The organism is Pseudorhizobium flavum (assembly GCF_044142885.1).
Classification (GTDB): Bacteria; Pseudomonadota; Alphaproteobacteria; order Rhizobiales; family Rhizobiaceae; genus Neorhizobium; species Neorhizobium flavum.
The window spans coordinates 45,042-62,014 of the sequence record NZ_JBIOKZ010000002.1 but is presented as its reverse complement, the minus strand read 5'-3'; the positions used below and the strand labels follow the sequence as shown (position 1 = coordinate 62,014).

Annotated in this window: 11 protein-coding genes and 2 pseudogenes; 8 read left to right on the top strand and 5 right to left on the bottom strand. The window is 64.8% G+C overall.

Going from position 1 to position 16,973, the window contains the following annotated elements:
- Positions 1 to 2: 2 nt before the first annotated feature.
- Together glpK and ACEPP2_RS03760 are read right to left on the bottom strand one after the other, a co-directional pair.
- Entirely contained in the window at positions 3 to 1,496 is a 1,494-nt protein-coding gene (gene glpK, locus ACEPP2_RS03765; RefSeq protein WP_395515833.1) for a glycerol kinase GlpK, read from the bottom strand.
- 83 nt (positions 1,497 to 1,579) lie between these two features.
- The gene (locus ACEPP2_RS03760; RefSeq protein ID WP_395515832.1) at positions 1,580 to 3,034 is read right to left on the bottom strand and encodes a TrkH family potassium uptake protein; all 1,455 of its coding nucleotides are present in this window, start codon (positions 3,032 to 3,034) and stop codon (positions 1,580 to 1,582) included.
- 201 nt (positions 3,035 to 3,235) lie between these two features.
- Between ACEPP2_RS03760 and ACEPP2_RS03755 the strand changes: the two genes are divergently transcribed.
- The 4 genes and pseudogenes from ACEPP2_RS03755 to ACEPP2_RS03740 all read left to right on the top strand — a co-directional run bounded on the left by ACEPP2_RS03755 (position 3,236) and on the right by ACEPP2_RS03740 (position 8,757).
- Complete coding sequence (locus tag ACEPP2_RS03755) at positions 3,236 to 3,682, top strand: DUF2231 domain-containing protein (protein WP_395515831.1); 447 nt, start codon at positions 3,236 to 3,238, stop codon at positions 3,680 to 3,682.
- Between the two features lie 5 nt (positions 3,683 to 3,687).
- Positions 3,688 to 5,343, top strand: coding sequence for a PQQ-dependent sugar dehydrogenase (locus ACEPP2_RS03750; RefSeq protein ID WP_172973570.1), 1,656 nt, complete (start codon positions 3,688 to 3,690; stop codon positions 5,341 to 5,343).
- A 116-nt stretch (positions 5,344 to 5,459) separates the two neighbouring features.
- The gene (locus tag ACEPP2_RS03745) at positions 5,460 to 6,470 is read left to right on the top strand and encodes a 2-hydroxyacid dehydrogenase (protein ID WP_395515830.1); all 1,011 of its coding nucleotides are present in this window, start codon (positions 5,460 to 5,462) and stop codon (positions 6,468 to 6,470) included.
- A gap of 503 nt (positions 6,471 to 6,973) precedes the next feature.
- Positions 6,974 to 8,757, top strand: a pseudogene (locus ACEPP2_RS03740) (methyl-accepting chemotaxis protein).
- Positions 8,758 to 8,833: 76 nt separating this feature from the next.
- Here the strand turns inward: ACEPP2_RS03740 and ACEPP2_RS03735 are convergent.
- Positions 8,834 to 10,303, bottom strand: coding sequence for an aldehyde dehydrogenase (locus tag ACEPP2_RS03735; protein ID WP_395515829.1), 1,470 nt, complete (start codon positions 10,301 to 10,303; stop codon positions 8,834 to 8,836).
- Positions 10,304 to 10,521: 218 nt separating this feature from the next.
- Positions 10,522 to 11,091, bottom strand: coding sequence for a TetR/AcrR family transcriptional regulator (locus ACEPP2_RS03730; RefSeq protein WP_395516161.1), 570 nt, complete (start codon positions 11,089 to 11,091; stop codon positions 10,522 to 10,524).
- A gap of 174 nt (positions 11,092 to 11,265) precedes the next feature.
- Between ACEPP2_RS03730 and ACEPP2_RS03725 the strand changes: the two are divergent.
- A pseudogene (locus tag ACEPP2_RS03725) lies at positions 11,266 to 11,664 on the top strand (RidA family protein).
- A 9-nt stretch (positions 11,665 to 11,673) separates the two neighbouring features.
- Here the strand turns inward: ACEPP2_RS03725 and ACEPP2_RS03720 are convergent.
- Entirely contained in the window at positions 11,674 to 12,222 is a 549-nt protein-coding gene (locus tag ACEPP2_RS03720; RefSeq protein WP_395515828.1) for a DUF2380 domain-containing protein, read from the bottom strand.
- Positions 12,223 to 12,372: 150 nt separating this feature from the next.
- Between ACEPP2_RS03720 and ACEPP2_RS03715 the strand changes: the two genes are divergently transcribed.
- From ACEPP2_RS03715 to xdhB, 3 genes are read left to right on the top strand one after another with little or no spacing between them, the layout of a single operon-like run.
- Complete coding sequence (locus ACEPP2_RS03715) at positions 12,373 to 13,149, top strand: 3-hydroxybutyrate dehydrogenase (RefSeq protein ID WP_077546834.1); 777 nt, start codon at positions 12,373 to 12,375, stop codon at positions 13,147 to 13,149.
- 13 nt (positions 13,150 to 13,162) lie between these two features.
- Positions 13,163 to 14,635, top strand: coding sequence for a xanthine dehydrogenase small subunit (xdhA, locus tag ACEPP2_RS03710; RefSeq protein WP_395515827.1), 1,473 nt, complete (start codon positions 13,163 to 13,165; stop codon positions 14,633 to 14,635).
- A 1-nt stretch (position 14,636) separates the two neighbouring features.
- A complete protein-coding gene (xdhB, locus tag ACEPP2_RS03705; protein WP_395515826.1) occupies positions 14,637 to 16,973 on the top strand; it encodes a xanthine dehydrogenase molybdopterin binding subunit in 2,337 nt (778 codons plus the stop codon).

The following is a 16,973-nucleotide window of genomic DNA, read 5'->3' as shown; positions in this document are numbered from 1 at the left end:
CGTCATCCTCCGGTCAGCGTCCGCCTGACCGCATCCTTCCAGCCGCGGATCTTCGCCTCCCTTACATCATCGTCCATCTGCGGCTCGAAGCAGCGTTGGCGGGCCCAGCGGCGCGCAAACTCCTTCCTCCCCGGCCAGACGCCTGCCCTTGAACCGGCAAGCCAGGCGGCGCCGAGCGCCGTGGTCTCGAGGATGGTCGGACGATCGACGGGCGCATCGAGCAGATCGGCGAGCCGCTGCATCGTCCAGTCGGAGGCGACCATGCCGCCGTCCACCCGCAGCACCGTCTGCCGGCCATCGCTCTGCCAGTCCTTGTGCATTGCATCGAGGAGGTCGCGGGTCTGGTAGCAGACAGCCTCCAGCGCAGCCCGCGACAGTTCCGCCGGCCCCGTATTGCGGGTCAGCCCGAAGATCGCGCCGCGCGCCTCGGCGTCCCAATGGGGGGCGCCGAGGCCGGTAAAGGCCGGCACAAGATAGACGGCCTGCTCCGGATCGGCACTGTCGGCCAGTTGCCCGGTCTGTTCCGCCTTGCGGATGATCCCGAGCCCGTCGCGCAGCCATTGCACGGCGGCGCCGGCGATGAAGATCGAGCCTTCCAGCGCATAGGTGGTCTCGCCATCCAGGCGATAGGCGATGGTCGTCAGCAGGCGGTTCTTCGACGGCACGATCTCGGAGCCTGTGTTCAGCACCGCAAAGCAGCCGGTCCCATAGGTGGACTTGATCATGCCGGGCTCGAAGCAGGCCTGGCCCATCGTCGCCGCCTGCTGGTCGCCGGCAACCCCGAGGATCGGGATTGCTGCGCCGAACAGCCGCTCGTCGGTCACCCCGAAATCATCGGCGCAATCCTTTACTTCCGGCAGCATGGCGGCGGGAATGTCCAGGATGTCGAGAAGGTCATCGTCCCAGCGGTTCTGTGCGATGTTGTAGATCAGCGTGCGGGAGGCATTGGTGGCGTCGGTGACAAAACTCCGGCCACCGGTGAGCCGCCAGATGAGGTAGGTGTCGATGGTTCCGAAGCAGAGGTCGCCATTCGCCGCCCGCGGCCTGGCGCCCTCGACGTTCTTGAGCAGCCAGGAGAGCTTCGTACCGGAAAAATAGGGATCGAGCAGCAGGCCGGTCTTTTCGGTGAAGAGGGTCTCCAGCCCCTCCCCCTTCATCCGCTCGCAGTCGCCCGCGGTGCGTCGGTCCTGCCAGACGATGGCATTGTGGATCGCCTGGCCCGTCTCGCGCTCCCAGACCACGACCGTCTCGCGCTGGTTGGTGATACCGATCGCGGCAATGTCGGAGGCCCGGATGCCGGCCTTGCGGATCGCCTGGCGGATCGTCAGCACCACGCTCCCCCAGATTTCCTCGGGGTCATGTTCGACCCAGCCGGATTTCGGGAAGATCTGCGTGAACTCCTTCTGGCCGACCCCGGCGATCTTCATGTTCTCGTCGAAAACGATCGCGCGACTGGACGTCGTTCCCTGGTCGATCGCCAGCACATAACCAGCCATAGGGCCCTCCTCATGCTCCTCATTCCTGGCCAAGGTTTGAGCAGATGCGCAGAAGGGCTGTCAACGGGTTGCAGGTTGCCGCCTCAATCGCGCCAGAAGACAGGCACCAGGAGCACCAGCACGGTCAACACCTCCAGGCGTCCCAGCAGCATGAGAGCCGACATGACGTTGAGGGCGGGATCGCTGATGGTGGAAAAATTGCCGGCGGGGCCGATGATCGTGCCTATCCCCGGCCCGACGTTGGAGAGCGAGGTGATCGAACCGGAGAGCGCGGTTGCCACATCGTAACCAAGCGCCCCGAGGGCGATCGCACCCAGAGCCCAGAGAAGCATGTATAGGGCGAGGAACAGGAAGATGCTCCGCTGAACCTCCGGCTCCACGGTTTGGCGGCCGTAGCGGACGATGGCGATCGAGCTGGGATAGATCAGCCGCTGAAGGCCTGCCCGCACCACGCCGTACAGGACGACAAAGCGATAGGCCTTGATGCCGCCCGCCGTCGACCCTGTGCAGCCGCCGATGAAGGTCGCGAAGAAAGCGACAGTCACTGCAAACGGTCCCCACAGCGTATAGTCCTGGCTGGCAAATCCGGTGGTCGACAGAAGCGAACTGATGTTGAAGAAGGCGTGCGTCAGCGCCTGCCCGATTTCCACGTCGCTGGTGAGGTGGTGATGGATGCCGACGAGCGTGGACAGCACCGTCAGATAGCCAAGGAAGGCGAGGATCTGCGGATCGCGCAGCACGGAGATCCGCTTGCGCAGCGCAAGCAGGATCATCACCGAGAAAGGCAGGCTGCTGATCGTCATGAAGAAGGTTGCCACCCAAAGAAGCGGGAGGCTCTGGAAATAGCCGAACGAAGCGTCGTGGGTCGAGTAACCGCCGGTCGCGACGGTGGTGAAGGCGTGATTGACGGCGTCGAAAACGCTCATGCCGGCCCAGGCATAGCCAATCGCGCAGGCGAGCGTGATGCCGAAATAGATTGCCATGAAGGCGCGCGTGAAGCTGGCAAGACGCGAGAACGTCTTCTCGCTGGTGTCTGAGGATTCGAGCTTGAAGAAGGACAATCCGCCGACGCGCAGGTCCGGCAGGATGAAAAGCCCAAGCCCGACAATGCCGATGCCCCCAAGCCAGACGATCAGAGAACGCCAGAGCAGCAGGCCGGGCGGAAGATTGTCCAGCCCCACGAGCACCGTTCCTCCGGTCGTGGTGATGCCGGAGACCGATTCGAAGACAGCCTGCGCCAGCGTCAGGTCGTAGCTCGACAGGTAGAAGGGAATGGCGCCGACGATGGTGAAGGTCGTCCACATTACATTGACGAGCAGGAAGCCGAAACGTCGGGTGAAGACGGGCGGCGGGCCGCTCGTGGCAACGGCCGCAAGCGTGAAGATGCCGCCGCAGAGAATTCCCGACATCGCGAACACCTGCCAGTCCGGATGGCCGACATAGAGATCGGCCATGGCGGGCACGAACATGGCAGCGGACAGATAGAGGCCGCACAATGCTGAAATGTGAAGGACGGAGCGAAAGAGGGTCGCGTTCAAGGTATGGCCGTTCGATCCGCCGCCGGACGAGCCGGACGGCCTGCCGGGCGCAGGTGCAATTGGCGCCTCTCTAGCATGAGTCCGGGCCGCTCCAATAGCCCGGCATCAAAGCGGATGGGAGCAAGCGGTCCCAGCACTTGGAACAAAAGTCGTCGTCAGCCGTAACTGTCGTGTCCGACCCACTCGCATCGAGGCGCCGAGATGACCACCACCTATACCACCACCACGACCGGAAGGGCCGGATTTCCGCTACGGACCTTCTTCGTGCCCTTTCCCTTCGTCTGCTTCACGCTCGCACTGGTAACCGACATCGCCTACTGGCGAACCTCGTTCCTGATGTGGAGCAACTTCTCGTCCTGGCTTCTCTTCTTCGGCCTGGTCGTCGGCGCCGTTGGTCTGCTGGCCGGGCTCGTCGACATGCTGCGCCGCTCGACGCGCGTCCTGGGGCCCGGTTGGGCAGCCGCCATCGGCTATGCCCTGATGCTCGCCGTGGCCGTCGTCAACAGCTTCGTCCATGCAGGCGACGGCTGGACCGCAGTCGTGCCGAACGGCCTCATCCTTTCCGTCGTCACCGTCGTACTGGCGGTCCTGACCGTGATCCTTGCCGCCCGCCGACGGTCCCGCGTGATCTGGAGTGTCGAACGATGACTTTTATGACCAGAACCTCCACCCTCGCCACAGTCTCGCTCCTGGCGCTCGCCCTTGCCGGCTGCAGCGACCAGAACGGCGATTTCGACGTCACCCAGCAGATCGGACCCGACCCGGTGCTGCCGGAGCCGTCGACCGAGCTCCTCCCGGACCTGAAGGTGGCCGAAGTGGTCGGCTGGCAGGACGGCGAGACCCCCACGGTGCCCGAAGGGCTGACGATCTCCGCCTACGCCACCGATCTTGCCAATCCGCGCACCGTGCACACGCTGCCGAACGGCGATGTCCTCGTGGTGCAGGGCAAGGCACCGGAAGGCAAGCCGACGGAGCGACCCAAGGACCTCGTGCGCGACTGGATCATGTCGATGGCCCGCGGCGGAGGCGGAGGCGCGCAGAAGGAGAGCAACCTCATCACCCTGCTGCGCGATACCAACCGAGACGGCGAGGTGGATGAGCGACACGACCTGTTGACCAAGCTGAACTCGCCCTTCGGCGTCGCCTGGGCCGACGACACGTTGTATGTGGCCGCCGCGGACGCCATCCTCGCCTATCCCTACCGGCTCGGCGAGACGACGGTTGGCGGCGAGCCCGACGTTCTCGCCCCGCTTCCCGGCGGGCCGATCAACCACCATTGGACGAAGGACCTGGCACTCAGCCCGGATGGTCGCTTCCTCTACGCCTCGGCTGGCTCCAATTCGAATGCCGGCGAGCGCGGGCTGGAGGCGGAAAAGGGCCGCGCCGCAATCTGGCAGGTCGATCGGGAAACCGGTGCCTCGCGCATCTTTGCCTCGGGGCTGCGCAACCCCAACGGCCTCACCTTCCATCCCGAGACCGGGGAACTCTGGGCCGTCATCAACGAGCGCGACGAACTCGGCCCGAACCTTGTTCCCGACTACATGACCTCCGTGCAGGAAGACGGCTTCTACGGCTGGCCCTGGAGCTATTTCGGCGACCACGTGGACGAACGCGTGCATCCGCCGCGGCCGGACCTGGTCGAAAAGGCGATCAAGCCCGACTATGCCCTGTCGAGCCATGTGGCCGCCCTCGGCATGACCTTCACCAACGGATCGGCCATGCCGGAGCCCTATGCCAACGGCGCCTTCGTGGGCGAGCACGGCAGCTGGAACCGCAGCGCCTTCAACGGCTACAAGGTCATCTACATCCCCTTCGAGAACGGCAAGCCGTCCGGCATGGCGCAGGACGTGGTGACCGGCTTCCTCGACGGCGACAATGCCCGCGGCCGCCCGGTCGGTGTCGGGATCGACGGTACGGGAGCACTGCTCGTCGCCGATGATTCCGGCAACACGGTCTGGCGCGTTGCACCGGCCGACGGCACGACTATTCCGGAGCCGATCGCGACGGACCAGCCCCTGCAGGGTGCAGCGGGCGGCGCTGCCCCGGCCGGAGCCGGCACGGCCGCGCCCTCTCCGGCGACAGAACCGGGCACCGCTGAGGGCACGGCACCCGCAGCCGCTCCGCCTGCATCAGTTCCGGACACGCCGCCTGCGGAAACCCCGGGCGTCGTTCCGGCGGAGCCTGCGAACCCCGAAACCCCGCCGGCCGGTGAAGCTCCTGAAGCCGCACCAGGTGGCGAGCGCCCGGCGCCGCCGCAGACGGACGTGCCGGCGACCGAACCCGAAGCTGCCGTCCAGCCGGGCGGCTGACCGAGCCCCTTCCTTTCGGCTGCCTTCTCCCCGGCGGCCGGCATGTCGCTCGCCGCCGCCGATGGACTGGCGGCGAGCGACATGGCATCGTCCCGGCGAAGCGAACGAGGGGAAACATGAAAGTCACCGTTTTCAGCACCAAGCCCTACGACCGCCTGTTCCTCGATCGCGCCGCCGCACGCGGGATCGAGCTTCGCTATTCGGAATCGCGCCTCTCGCTGGACACGGCAGCGCTGGCCGAGGGCTCGGAAGCCGTCTGCGCCTTCGTCAACGACGAACTCTCCCGCCCGGTGATAGAGCGGCTGGCGCAGCTTGGCGTGCGGCTGGTCGCCCTGCGCAGCGCCGGCTTCAACAATGTCGATCTCGAAGCGGCCGCCGAGATCGGCATCGCCGTCGCCCGCGTTCCCGCCTATTCGCCGCATGCGGTGGCTGAACACACGATGGCGATCATCCTGTCGCTCAACCGCAAGATCCATCGCGCCTATAACCGCGTCCGTGAAGGCAACTTCGCGCTGGATGGCCTGCTCGGTTTCGACCTCAACGGCAAGACGATGGGCATTGTCGGAACCGGCAAGATCGGCGCGGTCCTGGCGAAGATCGCCGCAGGCTTCGGCTGCAGGCTGCTCGGCCATGATGTCCGGCCGAACCCGGAATGCGAGGCGCTCGGCATGCATTACGTGGAGCGGGAGGAACTCTTCCGGCAGTCCGACATCCTCAGCCTGAACTGCCCGCTGACGCCTGAAACCCGTCACATGATCAGCGCTGAAACCCTGCCGCTCCTGAAGCCGGGGGTTATGCTCATCAACACCAGCCGCGGCGCGGTGATCGATGCCCATGCGGCAATCGCGGGCCTCAAGGACGGCACCATCGGCAGCCTCGGCCTCGACGTCTACGAGGAAGAGGCAGACCTCTTCTTCGAGGACCTGTCGAACGAGGTTCTGCGCGATGACGTCTTCGCCCGTCTCCTGACTTTTCCCAACGTGCTGATCACCGGCCACCAGGCCTTCTTCACCCGCGAGGCACTCGACGCAATTGCCGAGACGACCATCGGCAACATCGTGAGCTTCCGCGACAGCGGCACGCCCCTGCATGCCGTGACAGTGGACTATCTCGCCGCGAAGACCTGAGACGGCGGTTGTGGCACCCGCGCGAACGACGCCGGTGAGGACGAGCCAATGGCTTGGCGCCGGAATATTTCCACCGAGCCCTGTTGACCTGCTGGGCGGGCGCTCCACCTGACGCGCACCAACCGAAGAACGGCGCGCCAAGCTGATAAGTCCCTGTTAACCCTGCTTGATCGAGGCCTGATCCGGTCGCAACCAATCGCCGTAAATGGCATTGAACACGGTCGCCGATGCAGGCGATGTCTCGAAAAAATGTTCCTTCGCAGGCACAAGAACTTCGTTAATCACCCGTCAATGACTCACTATTAGATCTTGCAGTGCGGGCCGAGGACCCGGAGGCGGATGATTGTCCGCAACCTGCCGCCCGCAGCGGGAGACTACCAGCGTATATCCGCGTGCCGCCACCTGATGAGCCGTCGGGACGCCTTCAAAGCAACCATGACGCCTGTCGCCGACGCGACAGCGGCGATCAAGCACGGCCGCAACAACGGCCAGAGGAGAGGTTTATGGGAATACCGTTCATGAACAACCGCGACGCCGAAGCGGTGCTGGAGGCTGTCGCCCGCTCGCAGGCAATCATCGAATTCGACCTGACAGGACGCATCCTGACTGCCAACGAGAACTTCTGCAAGGCGCTCGGCTACGAGCTTTCCGAGATCATCGGCCAGCACCATCGGCTGTTCGTCGACCCCGCCGAAGCATCAAGCTCTGATTACAAGGCGTTCTGGGATCGTCTCGCCCAAGGCCATTTCGACCGGCGCCAGTACCGCCGCATCGCCAAGGGCGGACGCGAGATCTGGATCGAGGCCTCCTACAATCCGGTCTTCCGGCGAGGCAAGCCGGTCAAGGTCGTCAAGTTCGCGACCGACATCACCGAGAGCAAGCTGAGGAGCACCGAAGATGCGGGAAAGCTGGCCGCACTCTCGCGCGCCCAGGCAGTAATCGAGTTCACGCCGAGCGGAGACATCCTCACCGCCAACGAGAACTTCCTGAAGACGCTAGGCTACCAGCTCTCCGAAATCGTCGGCAAGCATCACGCCATGTTCTGCGAACCGGACTACGTCCGCACCGACGACTACCAGCGCTTCTGGGAGCGGCTGCGCGACGGCGAGTTTTTTCCGAGGAATTCACCCGCATTGGCCGCGCCGGCAACAAGATCTACATCCAGGCCTCCTACAATCCGATCGTCGGCCCCGACGGCAAGGTCATCAAGGTGGTGAAGTTTGCAACCGACGTCACCGGCCGGGTGGAAAACGTAGTGACGCTCGGCAAGGGCCTGCAATCGCTGGCGTCGGGCGATCTCTGTTGCGACATCCCCCGCGCCTTCATCCCGAGCCTGGAGCAGCTTCGCGTCGACTTCAACCAGACAGCGGCCCGCCTGCGGGAGGCGATGCGCGGTATCCGCGAGAACGCCAAGGCAATCGCAGCCGGGTCGGGTGAAATGAAGTCAGCAGCCGACGACCTGTCGCGCCGCACGGAGCAGCAAGCCGCCTCCGTCGAGGAGACGGCGGCAGCTCTGGAGGAGATTACCCAGACGGTTGCCGATTCCAGCCGCCGCGCGGACGAAGCCGGCAAGCTCGTGATCGATGCACGGCAGAATGCGGAACGTTCCGGCGAGATCGTCGGCAAGGCGATCAACGCCATGGGCGCGATCGAGAAGTCCTCGAAGGAGATCACCAACATCATCGGCGTGATCGACGATATCGCCTTCCAGACGAACCTGCTTGCCCTGAACGCTGGCGTCGAGGCCGCCCGCGCCGGAGAAGCCGGCAAGGGCTTCGCAGTGGTTGCGCAGGAGGTGCGTGAACTCGCCCAGCGTTCGGCCACCGCCGCCAAGGAGATCAAGGCGCTGATCAGCCAGTCCGGCGAACAGGTCAAGACCGGCGTCGGACTGGTCGGTGAGACTGGTGAAGCGCTTGCGCGGATCGTCGAGCAGGTCAAGGAGATCAACGTCAACGTCGCGGCGATCGTAGAGGGTGCACGCGAACAGGCCGTCGGGCTGCGGGAGATCAACGTCGCCGTCAACACCATGGACCAGGGCACGCAGCAGAATGCCGCCATGGTCGAGCAGTCGAACGCGGCGAGCCACAGCCTCGCGAGCGAAGCCCAGGCGCTGTTCCAGTTGCTCGCGCAGTTCCGCGTCGAGGCCGGCGAACCGGCCGCGGCCACACCTGCACAGGACAATCATCGTGCCGCTGCCGCCTCTCCTGTGCACCAGCTGACGCAGAGAATCGGACGGGGCATGGGCGCAAGCGCCGCGGCAGCCGCCCATCAGTGGCAAGACTTCTAGCGCCTGCCACTCCCGCGCCTCATTCACCATCGAGCTACAGGCTGCGTCCCGTGCAACACGGGGCGCAGCCGTCTGGTCAGGCGAAGTTGACCGTCTTCACCTCCACATAGTTGTCGAGCCCTTCGATACCGCCCTCGCGGCCAAGACCGGACTGCTTGACGCCGCCAAAGGGCATGGTGATGTCAACGATATTGCCGTTGATCGACAGATGCCCCGACTGGATGCGGCGCGCCACCCGATAGGCCCGTTCCGGATCGGCCGAATAGATCGCACCGTTCAGCCCGTAGATGCTGTCGTTGGCCTTGGCGATCGCATCCTCCTCGTCCGTATAGGTGATGATCGAGACGACGGGGCCGAAGATTTCCTCCTGGGCGATCGTCATCTCCGGCGTCACGTCGGTGAACACCGTCGGCTGGACGAAATAGCCCTTCTCCAGCCCCTCCGGCCGTCCGCCGCCGCAGGCGAGTTTCGCCCCTTCCCTGCGGCCGGTCTCGATATAATCCATTACGCGGTCGAGCTGGCGGCCAAGCGCGAGCGGGCCCATGTGCACGCTCGGGTCGGACGGGTCACCGACCTTGATGTTGCCGACGGCGCCGACATAGAGGTCGGTAAATTCCTGTGCCCGGCTTTCCGGCACGAGGATGCGGGTCAACGCGAAGCAGACCTGCCCGGTGATCGGCATGGTGTAGACCATCAGGCTCGGCAGTGCCGCCGTGAAATCGGCATCGTCGAGCAGGATGGCGGCGGACTTGCCTCCGAGTTCGAGGCTGACGCGGGTCAGTCTCTCGGCGCAGGCGGCAGCGATGTGACGTCCCGCAGGCGTCGAGCCCGTGAAGGCTACCTTGTCGATGGCCGGATGGCGGATCAGATGGTCGCCGACCTCCCGTCCTGCCGGGACGAGGTTGAACACGCCAGGCGGCAGCCCGGCGGCTTCGATCGCCTCCGCCAGGATATAGGCTTCGAGCGGCGTTTCCGGGGACGGCTTGGCGACGAACGTGCAGCCGGCCGCGAGCCCGGCGGCGATCTTGTAGCTCAGGAGCACCATGGGCGCGTTCCAGGGGGTGATCGCCGCGCAGACGCCGACCGGCTCCTTGACGATCCGGGTCCTGCCGCCGCCGGGTCGTGTGCGCTCCTCCTCGAAGGCATAGGCATTGCCGTCGATGAGATCGGCGTAGAAATCGAAAAGCTGCGCGTTCTGGCCGACCAGCTTGGAGGTTATCATGATCGGCGCGCCGACCTGTACCGTCCAGGCACGAGCGATCTCGTCCAGCCGGCCCCTCAGGTGCTCCGCCACCTTTCGCAGATAGCCCGCGCGCTCACGCGGCGACATCCGTGGCCAAGGTCCCTTGTCGAACGCCTCGCGGGCGGCCGCGATCGCAAGATGGACATCCTCCACCGAGGCCTCCGGATAGCGCAGGATGGTTTCTTCAGTGACCGGCGAGACCACGTCGAGCGTGGCCGACGAGCGGGGTGCGACCCACTCGCCGCCGATAAAGAATTTGTCCGGGGCGCGAAAGGCCGTTCCGGGCGTAGCCATGACATTCATGCGTGCTCCTCCTCTGGCAGACACTGAAGTTCCGGCACCGAAAACGTCTCCTCCCGTTCCCCGATAGCCGGATACCGGAGGCCTCTCCGCCTCCCGCATGTATTCATCCTGCTCTCGGTGACACCGTCACGCAATGGGAAAAGCGTTTCATATTTGCGTGACGGCGCGCGGGTTGACGCCCAGGATGTATACAGTTGGAGGAAGGGAACAGGCGAAGGTCAGGCCGGCTTGGCGAGGAGTCCGGTTGCCAGAGCACGGAACGCCTCGATGGCCTTTGCCAACACATCGCGCGGTTCATCGGACGCGGCAACCCAGAGCGCGGCATTCAGCGCTGCCCCATTGATCAGGCGGGCCGCAGCCTCCGGATCCACCGGTTTCACCACGTCCTCGGCGATCAGGCGCTCTAGGGTGATTATCGTCACCTCCAGGCACTTGTTCTGGCTGTCCCAGCGCGAGGGATCCCCGAGAACCGCAGGTCCGTCCAGCAGCACGATGCGCTGCACTTCCGGCTCGAGCGCCATCTCGATATAGGCGGCGCCCTCCGCCAACAGGGCCTCCCAGCCGTCACCTGCCTTTGCGGCAATCTCCTGCGCCCGCGCGGCCATCTCCGCGTCGATCTGGTTGACGACGGCCGCGAGCAGCCCCCGCTTGTCCCCGAAATTGTGGTAGAGCGCCCCGCGCGTGAGGCCCGCTTGCGCGGTCAGCTCGTCCATCGATGCGGCAGCATAGCCCTGCTCGGCGAAGGCCTTTCGTGCGGCAGCGATCAGCCGTGCACGGTTCTCCTCCATCGTCTGCGCGCGCTTGTTCGCCAAGGCTGCCCTACAATCTCACATACGAGGCGTATTTGAGTTGACATACGCCACGTATATTTCTATTTCACATACGAACCGTATACCAGCGTGCGTGGCCGGAGTGAAGGCCGCGCTCGGCCGTTTTCAACACCATCAAGAAAGGAGCCGGGGATGACCCAGCGCCAGGCAATCTTTCCGACCGACAGGCACGCGCTCTATGATGCGCACCGCTATTCCGCCGCCATTCGCTCCGGCGACCTCCTGTTCGTCTCCGGCCAGGTCGGCAGCCGCGAGGACGGGAGCCCTGAGCCGGACTTCAAGACGTAGGTCGAGCGCGCCTTTGCCAATCTGTCGGCGGTCCTCGAGGCAGCCGGCTGCAGCTTCGACGACATTATCGACGTCACGAGCTTCCACACCGATCCGGAGAACCAGTTCGAGACGATCATGGCCGTGAAGAACGAGGCCTTCCCCGCAGCCCCCTACCCCAACTGGACAGCGGTCGGCGTCAACTGGCTGGCGGGTTTCGACTTCGAGATCAAGGTGATCGCCCGCATCCCTCAGCAGCCCTGATCGGCAGCCTCAGGGCCCCGGCAGGCAGTGCTTTGCGACATCCTGCGCCGCGTAAGCCGCGGCCCGGCTCCATGCCTCGTCCGTATCGCCCCGGTAGCTGAGAAAGCGATCGCAGGTCGGCCTGTTGGTATCAAGGTCGATGACCGCGAACTTCACGCCGCCGACCAGGGTGCTCATCTTGCGCACCTGACCAATGAGCAGATGGCTCGCCCCGGCCTCTACCGCCTGCCTGGAGAGCGCTTCGACGCCGGCGCTTCCGACAGTGCATTTGTCCACGCAATCCAGCGGAACTGTCCTGAGGTTCTTCTCGACCGCAAGGCTGTCGAGGATGGTCCGGTCCAGCGCCTGAAGGCGACGGTCGTGCTCGGCGGTCTGATCCCGCGTTTCGCCCGAGGTGTCGACGAAGTCGAAGCCGGCCATCGCCACGGTGACCGGCTCGGCAGCCTCGGCCGAAATGCCGGTCGGGGCCATCGCCACCAGCGCGGCGACCGTGACCGATCGGCCTATGACGGAAAGGGTGTGGAATACTGCATTCGATGCCTGTCCCATGTCAGCCATCTCCTTCTCCCGCGCTGACGATAGCATCTGCGAGCATCGGCGCCAACAATCGGCAAGAGGCGTCTGGCCGTCATTGCCAGCACCGGGCATTTGCGCATAACCTCGCCAAATCAGTGCAGTGCACAACAGCCACGGATTGGGAGGTCGGGCATGTCCAGAACAGTCGTCGTCACCGGTTCCACCAGCGGGATCGGACTCGGCATCGCGAAGGCCTTTGCGGCCGAGGGCTGTCACGTCGTCATCAACGGCTTCGGAAACCCCGACGAGATCGAGGCCGCGCGGCGCGAGATGGAAGTACTTGGCGGCGGCCGGGTCATCTACCACGGTGCCGACATGACGAAGCCGGAGGAGATCGCCGACCTGATCGGCACCGCAAAGGAGACCTTTGGCTCGGTCGACGTACTCGTCAACAATGCCGGCATCCAGCATGTCGCCAAGATCGAGGACTTCCCGACGGAGAAGTGGGACCAGATCATCGCCATCAACCTCACGAGCTCCTTCCACACCATGCGCGCGGCAATCCCGCTGATGAAGGAAAAGGGCAAGGGCCGGATCATCAACGTCGCCTCCGCCCACGCGCTCACAGCTTCACCCTTCAAATCCGCCTATGTCGCGGCAAAACATGGTATTTTAGGACTCACGAAGACAGCTGCCTTGGAACTTGCCGAATTCGGGATTACGGTCAACGCGATCTGCCCCGGCTACGTGCTGACACCGCTGGTCGAGAAGCAGATCCCGGACACCGCCCGTGAGCGCGGCATTTCGGAAGAGCAGGTGAAGACGGACGTGATGCTGAGGCTGCAGGCGACGAAGGAGTTCGTGTCGATCGAGGAAGTGGCCGCGACGGCCGTCTTCCTGGCGAGCGACGCGGCACGGCAGATCACCGGCACCCATATTTCGATCGATGGCGGCTGGACCGCCCAATAAAGAGAACAATGGCATGACAGATGCGATCCGCTTCATCCTCAACGGCGAAGACGTGAGCCTGGGCGATTTCGGCCCGACCGAAACGCTCCTCGACTACCTTCGGCTGAGGCGCCGGCTGACCGGCACGAAGGAAGGCTGCGCCGAGGGCGACTGCGGCGCCTGCACGGTGCTGGTGGGCCGGCTGATCGACGGTATCCTGCGCTATGAGACGGTGAACGCCTGCATCCGCTTCCTCGGCTCGCTGCACGGAACCCATGTGGTGACCGTGGAGCATCTGGCCGCCAAAGATGGGACGCTTCATCCGGTGCAGCAGGCGATGGTCGACCAGCACGGATCGCAATGCGGCTTCTGCACGCCGGGCTTCGTCATGTCGCTCTATGGCCTTTGGCTCTCCAACGACGCGCCATCGCGGGCCGAGATCGAGAGTGCGCTGCAAGGAAACCTCTGTCGCTGCACCGGCTACGAGCCGATCGTGAAGGCGGCCGAACAGGTGGCGGCGGAGCGGCCGAGTTCCCTCTTCGACCCGCTGGAGCGTGACCGCACGGAGATTTCCGCAAGGCTCTGGGAGTTTCGCGCCCATCCCGAGACCATCATTGTCGAGAAGGACGGCGCCCGTTCTGTCATCCCGGCGAACCTCCAGGCCTTCGCAGACTTCATCGCGGACGAGCCGAAGGCGACGATCGTCGCCGGCTCCACCGACGTCGGGCTCTGGGTGACGAAGCAGATGCGCCTGCTCGACCCCGTCGTCTTCATCAATCACCTGACGGAACTGCAGTCGATCAGCGCCGATGAGAAGGGCATTACCATCGGCGCCGGTGTCACCTATACGCAGTCCTTCGAGGTATTGTCGGAAGAAACCCCTCAGATGGCACGGCTGATCGACCGGATCGGCGGCGGCCAGGTGCGCAACATGGGCACGATCGGCGGCAATATCGCCAACGGCTCGCCGATTGGCGACACGCCGCCTCCCCTGATTGCGCTCGGCGCTGAACTCACCCTGCGCTCCCACAGCGGCAAGCGGACCATGCCACTGGAGGATTACTTCCTCGCCTACGGCAAGCAGGATCGCATGGCCGGCGAGTTCGTCGAGAAGGTCTTCGTGCCGCGCCCGCGGGAAGACGCCTATTTTGCCGTCTACAAGATCTCCAAGCGGCGCGACGAGGACATTTCCGCCCTGTGCGGCGCCTTCCATGTCGAGCTCGATATGGAAGGTCGCGTGGCAAGCGCCCGCATCTCCTTCGGCGGCATGGCGGCGACGCCGAAGCGGGCGCGCCATGTGGAAGAAGCGCTGACGGGGCAGGACTGGAACTGGGCGACGGTTTCCGCCGTTCGCGAACTTTTCGACCAGGACTACCAGCCGCTCACCGACTGGCGGGCGACGGCCGAGTACCGGTCGCTGACGGCCAAGAACCTGCTGACCCGCTTCTTCCTGGAAACCGCCGGCGCGCCGACCGAGCTTCAGCGGCACGAACTGGAGGAGGCGTAGGATGGACAAGACGACTTTCGAAACGAAGAACGCCATCAACGGCCCCATGCACGCGTCGCTCCGGCACGATTCGGCGCATAAGCATGTAACTGGAACCGCCGAATATATCGACGATATTCGCGAGCCTGCAGATACGCTGCATGCAGCCCTCGGCATGGCGGACCGGGCCCATGCGGAGATCCTGTCGGTCAACCTCGATGCGGTGAAGGCAGCCCCCGGCGTCGTCTGGGTGATGACGGCCGATGACATTCCGGGCTTCAACGACGTCGGCTCCACCGGCCAGCACGACGAGCCGCTGCTGGCAACGAACAAGGTCGAATTCCACGGCCAGCCGATCTTCGCGGTGATCGCCGAGACGCGCGACCAGGCCCGTCGGGCCGCACGGCTGGCGAAGATCGAATACCGCGACCTGCCGCACTGGACCGATATCGAAGGCGCGGTCACCAACTGCGCACCTCTGGTCGTCAAGCCGATGACGCTGCAGCGCGGCGAGCCGGAGGCGGAGATCGGCAAGGCGCCGCGCCGCCTGCAGGGCCGCATGGAGATCGGCGGCCAGGAGCACTTCTACCTGGAGGGCCAGATCGCCATGGCCATTCCCGGCGAGGATGACGACGTCACCGTCTGGTCCTCCACCCAGCATCCGAGCGAGGTGCAGCACATGGTGGCGCATGTGCTGGGCATCCCGAACCATGCCGTGACGATCAACACGCGGCGCATGGGCGGCGGCTTCGGCGGCAAGGAGACCCAGGGCAACCACTTCGCGTGCCTTGCGGCGGTGGCCGCCAAGAGGCTTGGCTGTGCGGTAAAATTTCGCCCGGACCGCGACGAGGACATGGCCGTCACCGGCAAGCGCCACGATTTCCGCGTCGACTACGACGTCGCCTTCGACGACGACGGCCGCATCCATGCCGTCGATGCCACCTATGCCGCCCGCTGCGGCTGGTGCGCCGACCTGTCCGGGCCGGTCACCGACCGGGCGCTTTTCCATGCGGATTCGAGCTACTTCTATCCGCACGTCCACCTCACCTCGCAGCCGCTGAAGACCCATACCGTCTCCAACACCGCCTTCCGCGGCTTCGGCGGGCCGCAGGGCATGCTAGGTGCCGAGCGCATCATCGAGGAGATCGCCTATACTGTCGGCAAGGACCCGCTGGAGATCCGCAAGCTGAACTTCTACGGCCAGCCGGGATCCGGGCGCACACTGACGCCCTATCACCAGGAGGTGGAGGACAATGTGATCGCCCGCGTGGTGGAGGAGCTGGAGCGCTCCTCCGATTACCAGGCGCGGCGCCACGCGACCATCGCGTTCAACGAGAACAGCCCCGTCATCCGCAAGGGCATTGCGCTGACGCCGGTGAAGTTCGGGATTTCCTTCACCATGACCGCCTACAACCAGGCCGGCGCGCTGGTGCATATCTACCAGGACGGCTCGATCCATCTGAACCACGGTGGCACCGAGATGGGCCAGGGCCTCTACGTCAAGGTGGCGCAGGTGGTGGCCGATACCTTCAACGTCGACATCGAGCGGGTGAAGATCACCGCCACGACAACCGCCAAGGTGCCGAATACCTCGGCAACGGCGGCCTCCTCCGGCTCCGACCTCAACGGCATGGCGGCCTATGACGCCGCGCGCCAGATCAAGGAACGGCTGATCGACTTCGCCATGCGGCAATGGGATGTGCCGCACGAGGAGGTGGAATTCCTGCCGAACCGGGTCCGCGTGGGGGCGGAAGTGGTGCCTTTCGACACGCTGGTACGCGCTGCCTATTACGACCGGGTGCAACTCTCCGCCGCCGGCTTCTACAAGACGCCGAAGATCCACTGGGATCGCGAGGCGGGCCGCGGACGGCCCTTCTACTACTACGCCTATGGCGCAGCCTGCTCGGAAGTCTCGATCGACACCCTGACGGGCGAATACATGGTGGATCGCACCGATATCCTCCACGACGTCGGCAGGTCGCTTAATCCGGCGATCGACATCGGCCAGATCGAGGGCGGCTTCGTGCAGGGCATGGGCTGGCTGACGACGGAGGAGTTGTGGTGGGACGACAAGGGACGGCTCCGCACCCATGCACCCTCCACCTATAAGATTCCGCTCGCCTCCGACCGACCGAAGGTCTTCAACGTGAAGCTCGCGGAATGGTCCGAGAATGCCGAACCGACCATCGGCCGGTCCAAGGCCGTCGGAGAACCGCCCTTCATGCTGGCGATCTCGGTTCTGGAGGCAATCTCGATGGCGGTCGCCAGTATCGCTGATTACCGGGAGTGCCCTCGCCTCGACGCACCGGCAACGCCGGAACGGGTGCTGATGGCGGTGGAACGGCTGAAGGCGATGTGA

Coding starts and splice junctions, on each gene's coding strand:
- glpK (WP_395515833.1), bottom strand. CDS start 1,496: ATGGCTGGTTATGTGCTGGCGATCGACCAGGGAACGACGTCCAGTCGC.
- ACEPP2_RS03730 (WP_395516161.1), bottom strand. CDS start 11,091: ATGGAGGAGAACCGTGCACGGCTGATCGCTGCCGCACGAAAGGCCTTC.
- ACEPP2_RS03745 (WP_395515830.1), top strand. CDS start 5,460: ATGAAAGTCACCGTTTTCAGCACCAAGCCCTACGACCGCCTGTTCCTC.
- xdhA (WP_395515827.1), top strand. CDS start 13,163: ATGACAGATGCGATCCGCTTCATCCTCAACGGCGAAGACGTGAGCCTG.
- ACEPP2_RS03735 (WP_395515829.1), bottom strand. CDS start 10,303: ATGAATGTCATGGCTACGCCCGGAACGGCCTTTCGCGCCCCGGACAAA.
- xdhB (WP_395515826.1), top strand. CDS start 14,637: ATGGACAAGACGACTTTCGAAACGAAGAACGCCATCAACGGCCCCATG.
- ACEPP2_RS03755 (WP_395515831.1), top strand. CDS start 3,236: ATGACCACCACCTATACCACCACCACGACCGGAAGGGCCGGATTTCCG.
- ACEPP2_RS03750 (WP_172973570.1), top strand. CDS start 3,688: ATGACCAGAACCTCCACCCTCGCCACAGTCTCGCTCCTGGCGCTCGCC.
- ACEPP2_RS03720 (WP_395515828.1), bottom strand. CDS start 12,222: ATGGCTGACATGGGACAGGCATCGAATGCAGTATTCCACACCCTTTCC.
- ACEPP2_RS03715 (WP_077546834.1), top strand. CDS start 12,373: ATGTCCAGAACAGTCGTCGTCACCGGTTCCACCAGCGGGATCGGACTC.